Below are 17,890 nucleotides of genomic sequence, written 5' to 3'. Positions count from 1 at the left end.
ATCGGAGTCTTTGGCCGGTGGTTCATAAAACGATTTCGAAACCGTTCCTTCGAGAGACGGCCGCTGTCTGGCGATTTGGGAGGGAGTGTCACGCGGGACGGTCGAGAGAAGTAGGCGACGGCTTACAGTTCCGGCAGTCGACCGACGTCTGCGAGGACGGCGCTCGCGGTTTCGGGACCGCCCGCACCGCGTCCGGAGATGTTGAGCCGTCCGGCGTGTTCGGTCTCCAGTTGGACGATGTTGCGAGTCCCGGTGGGGGCGAGCGGCGCGTTCTCGGGGACGAGTCGCGGACCGACGCGAATCGACCCGCCGGCCACTTCGGCGATGAGACGGACGGTGCGGCCGTCCTCGGCGGCCAGTTCCAGCGCGCTCCCCTCGATGTCCTGAATTCCCTCGACTTCGGCGTCTTCGAGGGTGTACTCCTCGTCGTCACCGGCGAGGACGTTCGCGACGATGACGCCCTTGAGGGCGGCGTCGGTGCCGTCCACGTCGAACGTCGGGTCGGCCTCGGCGACGCCGAGGTCTTGGGCTTCGGCGAGGACGTGTTCGTATCCGAGACCCTCGGCGCCCATCCGCGAGAGGATGAAGTTCGCCGTGCCGTTGAGAACGCCGCGAACCGCGTTGATGTGCTCGGGGTCGAAGTCGTCGATGGTCGAGAGCACCGGCATCGCGCCGCCGACAGTGGCCTCGAACAGGACCGCCCCCGCGCTCTCGCGTTCGAGGGCGCGCACGTCCGCGTACCGCTCGGCGACCGGCCCTTTGTTGGCGAGGACGACGTGCCGGTCGCGTTCGAGGGCCGCCTCGACGTGGCCGAACCCGGGTTGGGCGTCGCCGAGCGTCGTCGGCGTCGCCTCGACGAGCACGTCGTACGCGGCGTCGAGCGCATCCGCGGGGCCGTCGTCGCCGACGATGCCGTCGGTCGCCTTCCGGTCGAGGACCGCCTCGGCGTCCAGTCCGTCGGCGTCGACGGCCGCGCTCTGGGAGTCGGCGTAGGCGGTGACAGTGTGGCCGTAGTCTGCGGCGAGTTCGACGACCGAGGAACCGACCGCACCGGCCCCGAGGACGGCGAGTCTCATAGGTCACCTCCCGCCGCGAGGGGTTCGATGACGCGTAAGTCCTTCTCCGCGGCGACCTCCCGAACGGTCGCCATCACGTCCTCGGCCGCACCCTGTTCCGTCGCCAGTCGGATGCGGGCGCTGGAGGCGTCCTCGGTGCCTTCGGGGGCCGACAGCGAGAGGTCGGTCACCGTCGCGTTCGTCGTCCCCTGCACGCGCGAGAGCGTATCCGAGAGGTCCGTGTTGATGAGGTGGCCCGAGAGCACGACCGTCAGCGTCTCGCTGTAGCGTTCGGCCCCGGCCTGGATGACGTTGATACCGGCCTCGCGGACGGCGTCGACGATGCCCTCGAAGCGCTCAGGCGTCGCCTCTAAGTCCACTTCCACGGGGATGTGCCCGCGAGGGGTGACGTTCCCTCGCTCGTGGAAGATAGAGAGGAGGTTCCCCCCGTTGTTCGAGATGGGTTCGAGCGCGCGGAGCAACTCGCCCGGTTCGTCGACCAGCTCCAGTCGCAGTGTGTAGGACCGCACCTCTTCGGTCGAGTCGCTCATCGCCCGCTCACCTCCTGTTGAGTAGTACCGCTCATTGTGGGTCACTCAGCAGGGGCACGTATAAGAAACCGTCCGTTTGGTCGGGCCGGTCAGGGGAGATACCGGTCGTAGATGTCGTCTATCACGTCGTTGAACTGCTCGCCGCGCGGCGACCCCCACGGGTTCCGCGAGAAGTAGTAGATAGCCGCGAACAGCGTCGCAATCCAGAGCGCGACGGCGGGCGGGGCGACGAGGCCCCACAGGTATGTCGAGGACCCGGCGATGAGCGCCGCCACGAGTAAGTCGACGAGTTGGTGGAGTCGGTTGCTCATACCCACCGCTTCCCCGCCGACCGGCCTAAACGTGTGGATGCCCGGCAGTCGCGGCCGTCGGGGGGCTGTCCGGTCGAAACAGCCCCGCGTCACACAGCGTATGCAGACGTGTGACAGTCGCGGTGTGACGAGCGACACGACAGCGGCGGCGCAGTCGATTCGCTCGAAACGGCCGAAATAGCGAGTTTAGCACCCACTTAATCACGGATTATGTCCTGAGTAGGTATCACCGTGGGGGGCCAGTGTTCGAGTAGGACACACCGACGGTGGCTACCGTCACGACGTCCACCAACAACGACCAATGGCTCAAATCATGTGGGACGACGTCAGCTACGTCATCAGCTCCGAGTACAGAATCGCGACGCTGCGCCGACTCGCGACGGGACCAGCGACGCCCTCGAAAATCGCCGCCGACACCGACATCGCTATCGCGCACATCTCCCGCGCGCTACAGGAACTCCGGGAACACGACCTCGTGGAGTTGCTCGTCTCCGAACAGCGCCGGAAGGGGCGCGTCTACGGCCCCACCGAAGTCGGGGACCGCGTCTGGACACAGATAACCGAACAGCAGATGGTCTGATTCGCTAGGCGGTTCGCGACGGCGACCGCTATTCGAACTGGGCCACAGAGAGAGGAGAAGACGGAGAAACCGCCGACAGCGGGCGAGACGCTTAGAAGTAGTCGATAGCGGCGGGCAGTTCCGTCTTCATGCCCTTGCGCTCGCGAATCTCGGTGATTTTCTCCGGCTGGAGGTTGTCGGCCATGACCTGGAAGCCAGCGTTTTCGGTGTTCCAGGAGGCGCGGCCCTCGGTGGCCGAGCGGATGTCGGAGGAGAACCCGATCATCTCGTCGACGGGCGCGACGCCCTCGACGACCATCAGGTCCCCTTCCTGGTACATGTCGTCGACGCGGCCACGGCGGCCCTGGATCTCGCCGGACGCGGCGCCCATGTGGTCGTTAGGCACGTCGATGCGGACCTGCTGAATCGGCTCCAGCAGTTTGATGTCCGCGTCGATGAGAGCGTTGTGAACGGCCTCGCGCACCGCGGGGATGACCTGCGCCGGACCGCGGTGGATAGCGTCCTCGTGGAGGCGGGCGTCGTGGAGACGGATGAGCGACCCCTGGACCGGTTCGGCGGCCAGCGGACCGTCGTCGAGCGCCTCTTCGAGGCCCTCGATGACGAGTTCCATCGTCTCGTTCAGGTGCTGGATACCCTTCGTGTCGTCGATGAGGATGTTCGTCCCGTGGATGTGCTCGACTTCCTGGGAGGTTTCCTTATCGAGACCCGCTTCCTGGAGCGCTTCGCGGCGCTCCAGTTCGGGCATATCCATCGACGCTTCGCCGAGTTTGATGGTCTCGACGACATCCTCCGGCAGCGGTTCGATGGTGATGTAGAACCGGTTGTGGTTGTTCGGCGAGCGGCCTTCGACCTCGCGGGACGCGCTCTGGGGAGCCTCTCGGTAGACGACGATAGGCTCACCGGTGTTGATGGGGATGCCCTGGTTGCGCTCGATACGCTGGCCGATGACTTCGAGGTGGAGTTCACCCTGTCCGGAGATGAGGTGTTCGCCGGTGTCCTCGTTGATTTCGACCTGAATCGTCGGGTCTTCCTTCGCGACCTGCTGGAGCGTCTGGATGAGTTTCGGCAGGTCGTCCATGTTCTGTGCCTCGACGGACTTCGTGATGACCGGCTCCGAGATGTGCTCGATGGACTCGAACGGCGTCATCTCGACGGAAGAGACGGTGGAACCGGCGATGGCGTCCTTGAGGCCGGTGACGGCGGCGATGTTTCCGGCGGGAACGCGTTCGACTTCCTCGCGCTCGCCACCCATGTAGATGCCGACGCTCTGGATGCGGTTCGTGCCCGCGGTCCCGGAGACGTAGAGGTTCTGCCCCTTCTCCAGCGTGCCGGAGAAGACGCGGCCAGCGGCGATTTCGCCCGCGTGGGGGTCGACGCCGATGTCGGTGACCATCAGGACGACTTCGCCGTCCTCGTCGACCAGACGCATGCTCTCTGCGAGTTCGGACTCGGCGTCGCCGCGCCAGATGCGCGGGATACGACGGGGCTGGGCGTCGACGGGGTTCGGGAAGTGCTCACAGACCATGTCGAGCACGACGTCCGAAAGCGGCGTGCGCTCGTGGAGTTCCTGGCGCTTGTCGGCGCGCTCCAGTTCCATGATTTCGCCGAAGTCCATCCCGGTGCGCTGCATCGACGGCATCGAGACGCCCCACTTGTACAGGGCGGACCCAAAGCCGACGGTACCTTCCTCGACGGAGACGGTCCAGTCCTCGACGTCGTCCATCTCCTCTGTCATCCCGCGGATGAGTTCGTTGACGTCCTGGATGACGGCGAGGAGGCGCTGTTGCATCTCCTCGGGACCCTCTTGGAGTTCGGAGATGAGGCGGTCGACTTTGTTGATGAACAGCGTCGGCTTGACGCCCTCGCGGAGCGCCTGTCGGAGCACCGTCTCCGTCTGGGGCATGGCCCCTTCGACGGCGTCGACGACCACGAGCGCACCGTCGACGGCGCGCATCGCGCGGGTCACGTCGCCACCGAAGTCGACGTGGCCCGGGGTGTCGATGAGGTTGATGAGGTGGTTCCGGTCCTCGTACTCGTGGGTCATCGAGACGTTCGCGGCGTCGATGGTGATACCGCGTTCCTGTTCGTCCTCTTCCGTGTCCATGGCCAGCTGCTGCCCGGCCGTGTCGTCGGAAATCATGCCCGCGCCAGCGAGCAGGTTGTCGGTGAGCGTCGTCTTGCCGTGGTCGACGTGAGCGGCGATGGCGATGTTCCGGATGTGCTCCGGGTCGTCCATCAGTGTCTCACATTCTTGCACGATTTTCTTGCGTCGGCCCATTATACAGAAGCGTATCAACAGGAGGGTCAAAAGGATAGTGTTTCCTCGTGAGCGTGTCAGAGACACGCGAACCACGACGGGAGCGACGGCTGTCGAATCCGCTGTTGCTCGTCGGCGTCGGCGGGACGCCGCCGAAGACGGCCGGGACAACCCGGTGACCCACAGTTATGCGGGTGCTACCGAATCGAACGCCCGCAAGAACCATACGGCGGAGCACCGTGTGAACAACACACATGGATGTGCACGTACAGGGCGGTCCGGCCGAACCGTTTCTCGGCGCTCGCAACCTCTTCTCGACGGAGTACGACCTCGAACGCCCGGTGACGGTGCGGATCAAGGAAGACCCGGACGAACGGACGCGCGTCAGCCACGACGACCACGGCCATCGCCTCACTATCTCGCGACAGGCGGCCACCAGCGCGGTGGCCCGCGAACTCGCCCTCCACGAGTTCGCGCACATGCACCACTACGAGCAGGGCCACCCCTCGCACACGCAATCGACCGAGGAAGCCATCTACCTCGCGCTCCCCGGACGTTCCGTCGAGCGGCGAAAGCTCATTCACTGCTACCAGATAGCGAACCACATGAAGGACGTCTACGCCGACGACGTGTGGATGGCGATGGCCCCCGGCGACAAACTCGTCGGCCTCTTGGAGTCCAGCCTCGCGGCCGCCGTCGCCGACCGCCCGGCCGACCCCCCGGCGTGGGAACGCGTCGACGCCGCGCCGCCGCGTCACGAGTGGCCCCTCGAACCCGCGACCAGACTGACCGCCGCCTCGGACCCCGAGATTACGGCGGTCAACGCCGCGTTCGCGCTGGCGCTGTGTGAGCGCCACGACCTCGTGGAGGACGACCACCGACTCTACGACCTCGCACACGCGGCCGCGCACGACGCGACAGACGTGAACTTGGCGGAGTTTAAACGGCACTTCGCGTCACTCTCGCCGGACCCCGACGAGTCGGAGTTCCGGAAGGCGCTGGTCGACGTGACCCGAGCGTACGCGACGGCCAACGGCGGTGCCGCCGCCGACTAGACGAGCGTCAACACCGGCGACAGCGTCAGGGCGACGCCGAGCGCCAGCACAGGGTAGTCGAGTCGCCCGAACGCGAGTCGCGGAAGCGTCGGGTTCCACGCGAAACAGCGTGCCCGGAGCGCGACGGCGAGGCCGTCCGAACGGTCCAGCGTCCGGGCGAGTGACTGCACCGTGAGCACTCGGGCGCGCGTCCACGGCCGCCGCCGGTCGCCGCCGCGGGCCCGAATCGCGTCCCGGACCTCCCGCACGTCGCCGAGGACGACCGGAAACAGGCGGACGACCAGCGCCATCCCGACGCCGAGCAACTGCCCGGCTTTGCCCGGCACGAGGCGCTGGACGGCCGCCCGCGTCTCCCGGACCGGCGTCGTCGTCAGATACGCGGCGCTGACGAACAGCACGGGCACGACCCGGGCGACGAGACGGAGCGAGCGCAACGCGGGGTCGACCCGAAACCACGGCGGCCCGAGCGCCAGACCAGCGAGCAGCGGCGCGAACGCGAGGACGAGGAAGACGGTGCGGTACGAGCGGAGTACCGCGAGCGGCGATAGCCGCGCGGAAGCGAGCGCGAATAGACCCACGAGCGTCGCCCCCGCCAGCCCCGAAACCGTCGGGTACGCGACCACGGCGATAGCGAGGCCGAACTGCACCAGCAGTTTCGACCGCGGGTCGAGGCGGTGGCCGACCGTCTCGCCCGGCCGATAGCTCAGCATCGCGGGTCCCGGACACCGAGGTCCGCGACGCGGTCGAGCGCCGTCGTCGGGTCGTCGTCGAGGACTACTTGCCCGTCGTCGAGGCCGACGATGCGCTCCGCTCGCTCGTGGAGGTCCCGCAGGTCGTGCGTGACGACGACGAGGGCGGTTCCCTGCTCGTGGAGGTCCCCGAGGTGAGCGAGCACCGTCTCGCGGGCGGGCCAGTCCAGTCCCGCGAGCGGTTCATCGAGGACGAGGTAGTCCGGGTCCATCGCCAACGCACCGGCGATTGCCGCCCGCGCCTGTTCGCCGCCGGAGAGTTCGTCCAGTCGCTCGTCGCCCCGCCCCGCGAGGTCCACGGCCGACAGCGCCGCTTCGACTCGTCGGTCGATTTCCTCGTGGGAGAGCCCGAGATTCTCCGGGCCGAAGGCCACATCCGCGCCGACCGTCGACGCGACGAACTGGTCGCGGGGCTGTTGGAACACCATCCCGACGCTCGTCCGGGCGACCACCGGCCGTTCGGTCACGTCGGTCCCGTCGACCGTGACGGTTCCCGACTCCGGCGTCAGCAGGGCGTTGAAGTGCCGGACCAGCGTGGTCTTGCCGCTCCCGTTCGGCCCGACCAGCAGGCAGAACTCGCCGTCGGGAATCGACAGCGAGAGGCCGTCCAAGACGGTCCGCTCGTCGTATCGGAACGTGACGTTCCGGGCTGTTATCATCGCCGCGCGAGGTAGCCACCCTCGACGATGGCGACCGCGATGCCGAGTTTCAGGAGGTCCAGCGGAACGTAGGGAGCCATCACGACGGCGGCGCGGGGAAGCGGGAGACCGGTCACGGCGCTCAGCCACGGGACGCCGATGGCGTAGACGACGACGACGGCGGCGAACAGGCCCGCGACCTGCACGGGGACCGACACCGACGAGAGGTCGCGCGGTTCGACGCCGCGGTGGACGATAGCACCGGCGACGATAGCGCCGACGAGGAAGCCGACGAGGAAGCCGCCGGTCCCCTGTCCGACGAGCACGTACCCGAGTCCCGCGTTCCCGTTGGAGAACACCGGGAGGCCAGCGATGCCGACGAGCAGGAACAACCCGAGCGCCAGTCCGCCCCACACCGGCCCGAGCAACAGTCCGGCGAAGAACATCCCGAACGGCTGGAGCGAGAACGGCGGGAGCGTTCCGGGGAGCGGTATCGACACCTGCGAGAGCGCCGCCGTCAGCGCCGCGAGGAGGACGGCCATCGTGAACTGCTTGACCGTCTCGTCGCCGACGAGTTCGACGGTGCTGTGTTGCTGTGACATGTCCCTACCTCCCACGTCAACCGGAATATAGCCGACGGTTCACAGCGTGGGCGGAAACCACTACGTGACCGGACGTAGAAGTGACGGCATGGGTCCTGACGACACGGCAGACGACCGCCTCGACCGTCGCTGGTGGAAGGAGGCGGTCGTCTATCAGGTGTATCCCCGGAGCTTCAACGACAGCGACGGCGACGGCCTCGGCGACATTCCGGGCGTCACCGAGCGGGTCGGCTACCTCGACGCACTCGGCGTCGACATCGTCTGGCTCTGTCCGGTGTACGACTCGCCGATGGCGGACAACGGCTACGACATCCGCGACTACCGCGCCATCGCCGACGAGTTCGGGACGATGGCCGACTGGGAAGCCCTGCTCTCGGCGCTCCACGACCGAGACATGCGCCTCATCATGGACCTCGTCGTCAACCACACCTCCGACGAACACGAGTGGTTCCGCCGCTCCCGTCGGGGCGACGAGCAGTACGAAGACTACTACTACTGGCGCGACGGGCGACCCGTCGACGCGGCCGACGACGCCACGAACGAGGGGCCCCCCGGAGAAGCCCCACCGAACAACTGGGGGTCGTACATGGGCGGGTCGGCGTGGTCCTACGACGAGGAGCGCGGCCAGTGGTACCTCCACTCGTTCCACGAGAAACAACCGGACCTGAACTGGCGGAACCCCGACGTGCGCGACGCCGTCGCCGAGATGGTGACGTGGTGGCTGGAGAAGGGCATCGACGGGTTCCGCCTCGACGCGATTCAGTGCCTCTCGAAGGCCGATGGCCTCCCCGACGGCGACCCGAACGACGCACCAGTCGGCCTGGCGCAGTTCACGTACGGTCCGCGCATCCACGAGTACCTCCGGGAGTTGTACGAGCGGACCTTCGCGAACTACGACGTGACGACCGTCGCCGAGATGTCCGGGACCACCGTCGAGATGGCCGCCGACTACCTCGGCGAGGACGGCGACGGCCTCCACAGCCTCATCCAGTTCGAGCACATGGACATCGACGCGGGACCGGGCGGTCGCTGGGACCCCGAGGGCTGGGGCGAGTGGTCGCTCCCGGAGTTCAAACGCGTTCTGAGTCGCTGGCAACGGGCCGACGACGTGTGGACGGCGACGTACCTCGGCAACCACGACCAACCCCGTATCGTCTCGCGGTTCGGCGACGACGAGGCCTCCCGAGAGGCGAGCGCGAAACTGCTGGCGACGTTTCTCCTGACGACCCGCGGGACGCCCTACGTGTATCAGGGCGACGAAATCGGCATGACCAACACCGACTTCGAGACGCTCGACGAGTTGGACGACCCGATGACCGTCGGCGCGGTGGAGGACATCATCGAGTCGGGCGCCGCCGACTCCTACGAGGACCTCAGAGCGTTCGTGAACTACACCACGCGCGACCAGTCCCGCACGCCGATGCAGTGGGACGACTCGGCGAACGCCGGGTTCACCGACGGCGACCCGTGGTTCCCGGTCACCGACACCTACCGCGAGGTCAACGTTGCGGCGGCCCGCGCGGACGAGGACTCCATCTGGCACTACTACCGACGAGCGATCGAACTGCGCCACGAGTCTCCCGTACTCGTGTACGGCGACTACGACCTGCACGTGCCCGACGACGAGCAACTGTTCGCGTACACACGCACCCTCGACGACGAGCGGGCGCTCGTCGTCCTCAACTGGTCGGGCGAGCGAGCGACGTTCGACCCCGACGGCCTCGGAGTTGGAGACGCACGCGTCGCGCTCGCGAACTACGACGACCCGCCGACGGCACCGGTCGGAAGCGAGTTCCGACCCTACGAAGCCGCCATCTACCGCTACTGACCGTGGAGAAAATCGAAAACGTAGTCCCGCAGATTAGCGAGCGGCGGCCGCGACGCGCTCTTTCTCTTCTTTCTGGTTGACGGAGTACGTCTGGACGTCGTCGTTGGCGGCACCGATGAGCTGCTGGGCGAGCGCCTCCTCGGCGCTGGTGGTCGTCTTGTACGTGCTGCCGTAGACACCTTCAGCGATGTACTTCAGCGCTTGGTCGACGCGGCGCTGGGGTGCGACGTCGACGGCCTTCGGGACGGAGATGCCACCGTACTTCAGGCGGACCGTCTCCTCGCGGGGCGCGCTGTTCTCGACGGCGCTGACGAGGACCTGCACCGGGTTCTCCTCGGTGCGCTCGTGGACGATGTCGAAGGCGTCCTGCACGATGGACGTCGCCAGTTGCTTCTTGCCCGTGTTCTCGTCGGTCTGCATCAGGCGGTTGATGAGACGCTCGACGACGCTGATTTCGGACTTCTTGAACTGCTTGTCGGCGTGGCGGCCCATCGTGTGCGCGATGGGGGTGACCGTGATGTACCGTTCCGTCGACGGGTCGGTGTACTCGATGTCGGTCACGGACCACTTGCCGAACAGTTCGGCGCGGGCCGTCTCGTCGTCTGTGCCGGCGGGGGCGTCGGGTTCAGGGGTTTCGTCTTCTGCACTCATGATTATCGGACCGGTTTTTCGGCGTTGCCGCGGACCAGTTCGATCATGGAGACGCCGTTGACCTTCTCCACTTTGTAGTTGACACCGGAGAGGTCGCCCATCGCGCGACCCTTCGCACCACCGATACCGGCGATGGTGACCTCGTCGTGTTCGTCGATGAAAGAGATAGCGCCGTCACCGGGACAGAACGCGGTGACCTGTTTGCCGTTCTTGATGAGTTGGACGCGAACGCACTTTCGAATCGCGGAGTTGGGCTGCTTTGCTTCGATGCCCACCTTCTCTAAGACGATACCTCGACCCTGCGGCGCGCCCTCCAGCGGGTCGGACTTCTTGCCCAGCCCGCGTTCGCGGCGCGCGTAGTCAGAGTCGGACCACCGGTGCTTCTGGCGGTCCTTCTTGAGCTTGCGCGCGGCGTATTTGCCGTTTGCCATAGTACGCGTGCTTATCCTGCCGAGGTACTTAAGACTCCTCTTTTCTCGGCGCCGTACCGCCCGCGTGTGGCGGTCTCCCCCACGTGAGACGGTCACATTCGGTCCCGCCCCGATAATTGCTCGTGATAACCGGGGAGTAGGGTTTACAACAGGGGTTGAAAAAGTGATGGCAACGGCGCCGGGGGGCGAGAGCCCGCTGGCCGAGGATTCAGCATGAACAGCGACTCACTCCTTCCAGACGCCATCCGTCGGAGCTACCTTCGGAAGTTCGCGCTCGCCGTGGCCGTCATCGCCGTCGTGGTCACGAGCGCGGGACTGGTAGCACAAAGCGCGATTGCGACGGAACTCACAGAACAGCGGAACAGCGAACTCGCCACGACCACCGAACAGGAGGCCCAGTCGATGTCCGACTGGCTGGAACGGCAGACGCGGACGACCCGACTGCTCTCGAATCACTACTACGTCGCGGGCGCGACGGCGACGCGCGCGCAGGGGACCTTCTCGTACGCACAGCGTCGCCTCAACGGGTCGGTGCACGCCATCAACTACGTTTCGGCGTCGACCAATCACATCGAGCGGAGCACCGTCGACAGCTACCGTAACCAGACGCTGGGCGACTTCGGTGTCGCGTGGCTCCGTGGGATGCTCGTCTTCGAGAACGCCGACGACGTGGCTCGGTCCCGCGTGTTCCGACACGACGACCACTTCTACATCGCCTTCGCGAGCACGGTCCCGGAGAGCAACTACCACACGGTCATCTTCTACAACGTCAGCCAACGCTCCGAACAGTTCAGCCACTCCATCGAGGGGAGCGAGACCGTCGTCGTCGAGTCCGCCAGCGGACGCAACGAAATCGTCTTCGCGGACAACGAGTCGCGCATCTTCAAGCGCTACGATGGCGAGACGAAGTCCGCCGCCATCGCCGAGACGGCGAACGGAACCGGCGGCATCGTCGAAGCCGACGGGCAACTCCTCAGCTACGCCCCCGTCGCGGGGACCAACTGGGCCGTCGTGAAGGAGGCCCCGACGGCGAACGCCTACGCACTCCGCAACCGGGTCCAGCGGGACCTGTTCGCGCTCATCGGACTTGCGCTCGTCGGCGTCGTCGCCTTCGGTGCGTTCGTCGGCCGAGACATCCGCCGGTCGCTGACGCGGGTCACGGAGCGGGCCGAAGCGCTCGCAGACGGGCGTCTCGACGACGGCGCCGAGTCGAGCGACCGCCTCGACGAAATCGGGCAGGTCGAGCGCGCGTTCACCGACATCCAGTCGTATCTGGGAACCGTCGCCGACCAAGCGGACGCCCTCGCCCAACAGGAGTTCGACGACCCCGTCTTGGACGAGGACGTGCCGGGCCGCCTCGGCGAATCCCTCTCGGCCATGCAGACCGAGCTCGAACGGTTCATCACCGAAATCGAGGACGCGAAGGCCGACGCCGAGGCCGCCCAGCGCGAGGCCGAACAGCTGGCCGACTCGCTGGAACGAGAGGCCGAAGAGTTCTCGGCGGTGATGCGCGAGGCCGCCGACGGCGACCTCAGTCAGCGTCTCGACACCGGCACGGACACCGACGCGATGCGAGAAATCGCACAGGCGTTCAACGACATGCTCGCTCAACTCGGCCAGACCGTCGTCCACATCCGCGAGTTCGCCGCCGACGTCGACGGCTCCGCCGACCAGATTACCGCGAGCGCCACCGAAGTTCGGAGCGCCAGCGAGGAGGTCAGCACGTCGGTGCAAGAAATCGCCTCTGGCGCGGACCGCCAGCACGAGAACCTCCAGCAGGCCGCCGACGAGATGTCGAACCTCTCGGCGACCATCGAGGAAGTGGCCGCGCAAGCCGACCAAGTGGCCGGGACCGCAGACGAGGCCGCGCGCATCGGCGAGACGGGCAGCGAACGGGCCAGCGAGGCCATGTCCGTGATGAGCGACATCGAGGAACGGGCCGACGAGACCATCGACCGCGTCGAGGCGCTCGACGAGGAGATGGCCCACATCGGCGAGGTGGTCGACCTCATCGACGACATCGCCGAGCAGACCAACATGCTCGCCTTGAACGCCTCCATCGAGGCCGCGCGCGCTGGCGAGGCCGGTGAGGGCTTCGCCGTCGTCGCCGACGAGATCAAGTCGCTGGCCGCGGAGACCAGCGACGCCACCGACGAGGTGTCGGCGGTCATCACCGATGTGCAGGATTCGACGGACGAAGCGGTGACCGACATCCAGCAGATGGGCGACAGCGTCACCGACGGTATCGACACCGTCGACGACGCCATCGAGTCCTTAGAGCACATCGTCGACCGCGTCGACGCCGTCAACGACGGCATCCAGTCCATCAACGACGCGACCGACGAACAGGCCAGCGCCACCGAGGAGACGGTCGCGATGGTCGACGAAGTCGGCTCTATCAGCGAGGAGACCGCCAGCCAAGCCGAGAGCGTCGCCGCCGCCGCCGAGCAACAGACCGCCACCATCAACGAGGTGACCACGAGCATCGAGTCGCTGTCCGGACAGGCGACGAACCTGCGCGAACTGCTCACGCAGTTCGACGTGCAGACCGGCCAATCGTTCGACGGCGACACGGACGTGTACGACCCCGACGTGGGCGACGCGCCGCTGCCGGAGCAAGACGACTGAGCGCGAAAAGGAATTTGGGACGGCTCAGGTCAGTTCGATGCCGTCGATTTCGAAGTGCCGTTTCGCCAGTTGGCGAGCGGCGTCGATGTTGCGCCCCTCGCGACCGATTGCCGCGCCGCGGTCTTCCTGTGCCACCTCGACGTAGGCGACGGTATCGCCGTTCTCCGAGACGGTGACGTTGTACACCGCCGCGGGGGCCAGCGCGTTCGCGACGAAGTTCTCCGCCGTCTCCGCGTCCTCGACGAGTTTCACGTCCCGGCCGAGTTGCTCCTCGACGACGCCGACGGTCTGTCCGCCGGGGCCGATGGCCTCGGCCATCTCGCCCCGCTTGACGAGATAGACGACTTGGTCGTGAGTCTCGTCGACGACGCAATCCCGGACGGTGACCTCTGCCTCGTCCTCGAAGAGGGCGACCAGTTGGCGCGCTTCGTCCGAGATTTCGACCCGCATGTCTCAGTCCTGACTGGCGCCCATCCGGAGGTCCACGTCCCCCGTTCCGAGTTTGATGGGCTTGCCGACGATGACGTTCTCCGTGACGCCGTCGAGTTCGTCGACTTCGCCGTGGATGGCGGCGTCGAGCAGGTGGTTGACCGTCACCTCGAACGCCGCGCGGGCGAGCACGGAGTCTTTCGACCCGGAGATGCCGTGGCGGCCGATGGACTCGATGGTCCCCTCGTTGGTCATGATGTCTGCGACCAGCATCAGGTGACGGACGTTCACGTCGTCCAGCCCCTGCTCTTCGAGGGTGTTCATCGTCTCGTTGATGAGCGTCTCGCGGGCCGCTTCGACGCCGAGGCTGCGGTAGATTTCGTGGATGTTGTTACACGTCGTCCGGGAGGCGTCCACGCCCTCGATGCCCAGCACTTCGCCGAAGTCCGACCCTTCGGTGTAGAGGACGAACTCCTCGCCGTCCTCCAGTTCTTCCTTGCGGATGACGACGCGGGAGATCTCCTCGATGCCCTTGAACACGATGTCGCGCAGTTCCTCGACCAGTTGCAGGAGGTCGCGGTAACTCGGTTCCTCGGGACCGAACTCGATGACTGTCCCGGCCTGCCGGGCCCCGACGCCCAGTTTCGACTCGATGGTCTCGGCTATCTCCTCAGCGATGGCCTCGGTGTCGCCCACCGTCGGCCACCGTTCGAGCAGGGTATCCTCGTTGAGGTCGATCTGGACGAGCATGTCCGCGACGTTCGTCGAGATGTCGCCCAGCGCGAGGATGCGCGTCGCCTCAATCTTCCAGACGACCTCGTGAGCCTTCTCGCGGTCGTCGGCGTACTCCTCGTCCAGATGGACGGTCATCATCGGCGTGTCCGGCGTCTTCCGGGCGTCCACGAGTTCGATGAGGCGCGGCAGGCCCTGCGTCACGTCGATTTCTGCGACCCCCGCGTAGTGGAACGTGTTCATCGTCATCTGCGTTCCCGGTTCGCCGATGGACTGGGCCGAGACGGTCCCGACCGGGTCCAGCGGGTCGACCCGCGTGTCCATGTAGCGGGACTCGACGGCCTTCGCGACGCGGTCGGCGTCCTCGACGCCGAGGTCGCGGGCGTCGATAGTGCTGTACACCTCGTCTTTCAGCCGTCGGGGCAGGTCCGTGTCCTCGACGACCGCTTCGATGTCTGCGGAAACGTCAGTTGTCGTCATGGTTAGTCATCACCCTCGGCCATCCACCAGTCGTCGGCGTGTTCCGAGAGGTTGGTCCGCTCGGTGCGCTGTCCGAGGAAGCTCTCCTTCTGTTTCTCGCTCTCGAACTCCTCGTTGAGGACGCTCTCTGCGATTTGGTCCACGTCGACGGCCGCCTCGTCCTGATTCGAGGACACGTCGACCGGCGACGTGCCGTCCTCGCCGAACTCGAACTGGACGATGGTGTCGGAGGTGTCCCGAACCGTCCCGTCGTACTGGGTCTCCAGTTCGGAGAGGGCGTTGATGAGACGGCGCTGGAGGTACCCGGACTTCGAGGTCCGGACTGCCGTGTCGACGAGGCCCTCGCGGCCACCCATCGCGTGGAAGAAGAACTCCTTGGGCGAGAGGCCCGTTCGGTAGGAGGCTTCCACGAACCCGTGAGCGTCCGCCGAGAGGTCGCCCTCCTCGAAGTGCGAGAGGGTGCGGTTCTCGTAGCCGCGGTTGATTCGCTCGCCCCGGACTGCCTGCTGGCCGACACAGCCAGCCATCTGGGTCAGGTTCAGCATCGACCCACGCGCGCCGGACTCGGCCATCACGACGGCCGGGTTGTCGTCGTCGAAGTGGTCTTCGGCGATGTCACCGGCGGAGTCACGCGCCTTGCCCAGCGTCTGCATGATCTTCATCTCCAGCGTCTCGTCGACGGTCCGGCCCGGCAGGGATTCGAGGTCGCCGCGCTCGTAGGTCTCGATGAGTTCCTCGACGCGGTCGTAGGCGTTGTCGATGGCGTCGTTGATCTGCTCCTCGGCCGCCCGCGGGATGGACTCGTCGTCGATACCGATGGAGAACCCGAAGTGCATGATGGAGCGCATCGCCAGCGCGGACACCTCGTTGACCAGGATGCGTGCGCGGGTCTTCGAGTAGTCCTTGGCGATGGTGTCGACGACTTCGCCGCCGAACGCGCCGACGGCGTCCTCGTCGATGGTCCCGCTGGTCATCTCGCCGTCCTCGATAACGACCGTGTCACCGGCGGAGGACGTGAACTCCAGGTTCAGGTCGTCCGGCAGGAGTTCCGAGAACAGCGTGCGGCCGGTCCAGTACTCCTCGCCCGCGTCGTCGACGCCGTCTGCTTCCGGCAGTTCGTCGATGCGGGTCGCCCGAAGCAGGTCCAGCGCCTGCGTCTCGTTGAACTGCGGGTTGGTGTGCGTCAGCAGATAGGTCCCGCTGATGTGGTCCTGAATCGCACCGATGATGTTCTCACCGAAGCGCGGCGAGAGCATCTGTTCCTGCACGCGCATGAGGACGCGGGCCTCGGCCCGGGCCTCCTCGTTCTGGAGGGCGTGCATGTTCATCTCGTCCCCGTCGAAGTCTGCGTTGTACGGCGGGCAGACGACGGTGTTCAGGCGGAACGTCTTGTACGGCATCACGACCACTTCGTGGGCCATGATGGACATCCGGTGCAGCGACGGCTGTCGGTTGAAGATGATGACGTCGCCGTCGACCAGATGGCGGGACACTTCCCACCCGGGTTCGACTTTCTCGGCTAGTTCCTCGCAGTTCTTCTCGGTGACCTTGAGGCGGCGGCCGTCCGGTCGGCGGACGTAGTTCGCGCCGGGGTGGCCCTCGGGGCCGTTGGCGACGTAGCGGCGAGCGTTCTCCAGATTCCGCTCGTTGACGTTCATCGTCTGGGTCATCTCGCGGGCGACCCGTTCGGGGACGCCGACTTCGTTCAGCGAGAGGGTCGGGTCCGGCGAGATGACGGTCCGTGCCGAGAAGTTCACGCGCTTCCCGGACAGCGAACCACGGAAGCGCCCTTCCTTGCCCTTCAGGCGCTGGGAGAGCGTCTTGAGCGGGCGGCCAGAGCGGTGGCGCGCCGGCGGCGTGCCCGAAATCTCGTTGTCCATGAACGTGGTGACGTGGTACTGCAGGAGTTCCCAGAGGTCCTCGATGATGAGTTGGGGCGCACCGGCCTCGCGGTTCTCCATGAACCGCTGGTTGATGCGGATGATGTCGACCAGTTTGTGGGTCAGGTCGTCCTCGGAGCGCTGGCCGTTGTCCAGCGTAATCGAGGGGCGAGCGGTGACCGGCGGCACGGGAAGGACGGTCAGAATCATCCACTCGGGCCGCGAGCGCTCGGGGTTCATCCCCAGCACTTCGATGTCCTCGTCCGGGATGTCCTCGAACCAGTCGCGGATGTCCGAGGGCATCAGTTTGTTCATGTCCTCCTCGGTGAGGTCCACCGAGAGGGCCTTCTCCAGGGCGCGGCGGTCCTCCTGTCGCGGGCGGAACTCGCCGCTGAGAATCTCCTGCACGCGGCCGCTGTCGATGCCCGTCTCCTCGGCGAGGTCCGTCGGCGAGATGCGCTCGTCGGACTCCTCCATCGCCTCGGCGATGCGGTCTGGGTAGTCCGCCGCGAGCACCTGCTGGACCTCGTAGTAGGTCGTCGGCTTCTCGTGTTTGATGTCGTACTGCTTCTCGCCGCAGAACGGACAGCGGTCCTTCTTGCGGGCCTGTCGGATGGCGGCCTTCGTCACGTCGTTCAGGTCGCGGCCGAGGTCACGGGAGCGCTGGAGTCGGTCGCGGAACTCCTCGCGTTCCATCTCGTCGAGACAGAGGCGCGAGCAGTCTCGGCAGGTCCCGCGCAGGAGCCGTCGGATGAGCTTCGCGAACCCGACGTGGATGACCGGCGCAGCGAGTTCGATGTGGCCGAAGTGGCCGTTACACGACCCGCTGTGTTTCCCGCAGGTCTTACACTCCAGTCCGGGGTCGATGACGCCGAGACGGGGGTCCATCAGCCCCATGTCGATGGGGAAGCCGTCGTCGTCGTAGGTGTCGGCCGTGATGACCTTCGTGGCCGACATCTCGCGGTACTCCTCGGGGTCCATCAGCCCGAAACTGAGCTGACCGATTTCCTGTGGTGTCTGTTGGGAACTCATG

16 protein-coding genes are annotated in these 17,890 nt (G+C 66.2%); 4 read left to right on the top strand and 12 right to left on the bottom strand.

Features of this window, described 5'->3' with window-relative positions:
* Positions 1 to 122: 122 nt before the first annotated feature.
* The 3 genes from NJQ44_RS03385 to NJQ44_RS03375 form a co-directional block, all read right to left on the bottom strand.
* A complete protein-coding gene (locus tag NJQ44_RS03385) occupies positions 123 to 1,076 on the bottom strand; it encodes a homoserine dehydrogenase (RefSeq protein ID WP_254273275.1) in 954 nt (317 codons plus the stop codon).
* Entirely contained in the window at positions 1,073 to 1,606 is a 534-nt protein-coding gene (locus NJQ44_RS03380) for an amino acid-binding protein (RefSeq protein ID WP_254273274.1), read from the bottom strand. Before NJQ44_RS03380 ends, NJQ44_RS03385 begins: the two co-directional genes overlap by 4 nt.
* An 89-nt stretch (positions 1,607 to 1,695) precedes the next feature.
* Complete coding sequence (locus NJQ44_RS03375; RefSeq protein WP_254273273.1) at positions 1,696 to 1,917, bottom strand: hypothetical protein; 222 nt, start codon at positions 1,915 to 1,917, stop codon at positions 1,696 to 1,698.
* Between the two features lie 301 nt (positions 1,918 to 2,218).
* Here NJQ44_RS03375 and NJQ44_RS03370 point away from each other — a divergent pair, with 301 nt between their 5' ends.
* Positions 2,219 to 2,497, top strand: coding sequence for an ArsR family transcriptional regulator (locus tag NJQ44_RS03370; RefSeq protein WP_254273272.1), 279 nt, complete (start codon positions 2,219 to 2,221; stop codon positions 2,495 to 2,497).
* 91 nt (positions 2,498 to 2,588) lie between these two features.
* Here the strand turns inward: NJQ44_RS03370 and NJQ44_RS03365 are convergent, their stop codons facing one another.
* Positions 2,589 to 4,775, bottom strand: coding sequence for an elongation factor EF-2 (locus NJQ44_RS03365; protein WP_254273271.1), 2,187 nt, complete (start codon positions 4,773 to 4,775; stop codon positions 2,589 to 2,591).
* 233 nt (positions 4,776 to 5,008) lie between these two features.
* Between NJQ44_RS03365 and NJQ44_RS03360 the strand changes: the two genes are divergently transcribed.
* Positions 5,009 to 5,809: a DUF5781 family protein gene (locus NJQ44_RS03360; RefSeq protein WP_254273270.1), complete on the top strand. Its 801-nt coding sequence runs from the start codon at positions 5,009 to 5,011 to the stop codon at positions 5,807 to 5,809.
* Here NJQ44_RS03360 and NJQ44_RS03355 read toward each other — a convergent pair.
* From NJQ44_RS03355 to NJQ44_RS03345, 3 genes are read right to left on the bottom strand one after another with little or no spacing between them, the layout of a single operon-like run.
* Positions 5,806 to 6,519: an energy-coupling factor transporter transmembrane component T family protein gene (locus NJQ44_RS03355; protein ID WP_254273269.1), complete on the bottom strand. Its 714-nt coding sequence runs from the start codon at positions 6,517 to 6,519 to the stop codon at positions 5,806 to 5,808. The two genes, NJQ44_RS03360 and NJQ44_RS03355, sit on opposite strands and share 4 nt — an antisense overlap.
* Positions 6,513 to 7,217 carry an energy-coupling factor ABC transporter ATP-binding protein gene (locus NJQ44_RS03350; RefSeq protein WP_254273268.1) on the bottom strand — a complete coding sequence of 235 codons (705 nt, stop codon included), beginning with the start codon at positions 7,215 to 7,217 and terminating at the stop codon, positions 6,513 to 6,515. The genes NJQ44_RS03355 and NJQ44_RS03350 overlap by 7 nt, the downstream gene beginning before the upstream one ends.
* Positions 7,214 to 7,798, bottom strand: coding sequence for a biotin transporter BioY (locus NJQ44_RS03345; protein ID WP_254273267.1), 585 nt, complete (start codon positions 7,796 to 7,798; stop codon positions 7,214 to 7,216). The genes NJQ44_RS03350 and NJQ44_RS03345 overlap by 4 nt, the downstream gene beginning before the upstream one ends.
* An 88-nt stretch (positions 7,799 to 7,886) precedes the next feature.
* Here NJQ44_RS03345 and NJQ44_RS03340 point away from each other — a divergent pair, with 88 nt between their 5' ends.
* On the top strand, positions 7,887 to 9,626 hold the full coding sequence (locus NJQ44_RS03340; RefSeq protein ID WP_254273266.1) for a glycoside hydrolase family 13 protein: 1,740 nt from the start codon (positions 7,887 to 7,889) through the stop codon (positions 9,624 to 9,626).
* Between the two features lie 33 nt (positions 9,627 to 9,659).
* Here the strand turns inward: NJQ44_RS03340 and NJQ44_RS03335 are convergent, their stop codons facing one another.
* Positions 9,660 to 10,277: a 30S ribosomal protein S7 gene (locus NJQ44_RS03335; RefSeq protein ID WP_254273265.1), complete on the bottom strand. Its 618-nt coding sequence runs from the start codon at positions 10,275 to 10,277 to the stop codon at positions 9,660 to 9,662.
* Between the two features lie 2 nt (positions 10,278 to 10,279).
* A complete protein-coding gene (locus NJQ44_RS03330) occupies positions 10,280 to 10,708 on the bottom strand; it encodes a 30S ribosomal protein S12 (protein ID WP_135305350.1) in 429 nt (142 codons plus the stop codon).
* A 213-nt stretch (positions 10,709 to 10,921) separates the two neighbouring features.
* Between NJQ44_RS03330 and NJQ44_RS03325 the strand changes: the two genes are divergently transcribed.
* Complete coding sequence (locus NJQ44_RS03325) at positions 10,922 to 13,336, top strand: methyl-accepting chemotaxis protein (RefSeq protein WP_254273264.1); 2,415 nt, start codon at positions 10,922 to 10,924, stop codon at positions 13,334 to 13,336.
* 24 nt (positions 13,337 to 13,360) lie between these two features.
* Here the strand turns inward: NJQ44_RS03325 and NJQ44_RS03320 are convergent, their stop codons facing one another.
* The 3 genes from NJQ44_RS03320 to NJQ44_RS03310 are packed head-to-tail and all read right to left on the bottom strand — an operon-like array spanning position 13,361 to position 17,889.
* On the bottom strand, positions 13,361 to 13,786 hold the full coding sequence (locus NJQ44_RS03320) for a NusA-like transcription termination signal-binding factor (protein ID WP_254273263.1): 426 nt from the start codon (positions 13,784 to 13,786) through the stop codon (positions 13,361 to 13,363).
* 3 nt (positions 13,787 to 13,789) lie between these two features.
* Positions 13,790 to 14,977 (bottom strand): DNA-directed RNA polymerase subunit A'', encoded by a 1,188-nt coding sequence (gene rpoA2 / locus NJQ44_RS03315; protein ID WP_254273262.1) that lies wholly within the window; start codon positions 14,975 to 14,977, stop codon positions 13,790 to 13,792.
* A gap of 2 nt (positions 14,978 to 14,979) precedes the next feature.
* Complete coding sequence (locus NJQ44_RS03310) at positions 14,980 to 17,889, bottom strand: DNA-directed RNA polymerase subunit A' (protein ID WP_254273261.1); 2,910 nt, start codon at positions 17,887 to 17,889, stop codon at positions 14,980 to 14,982.
* Position 17,890 lies beyond the last annotated feature (1 nt).

It is taken from the genome of Haloarcula marina (assembly GCF_024218775.1).
GTDB classification, from domain to species: domain Archaea; phylum Halobacteriota; class Halobacteria; order Halobacteriales; family Haloarculaceae; genus Haloarcula; species Haloarcula marina.
Note: the sequence above shows the minus strand (reverse complement) of the source record. Positions and strands in the feature narration are given on the sequence as shown.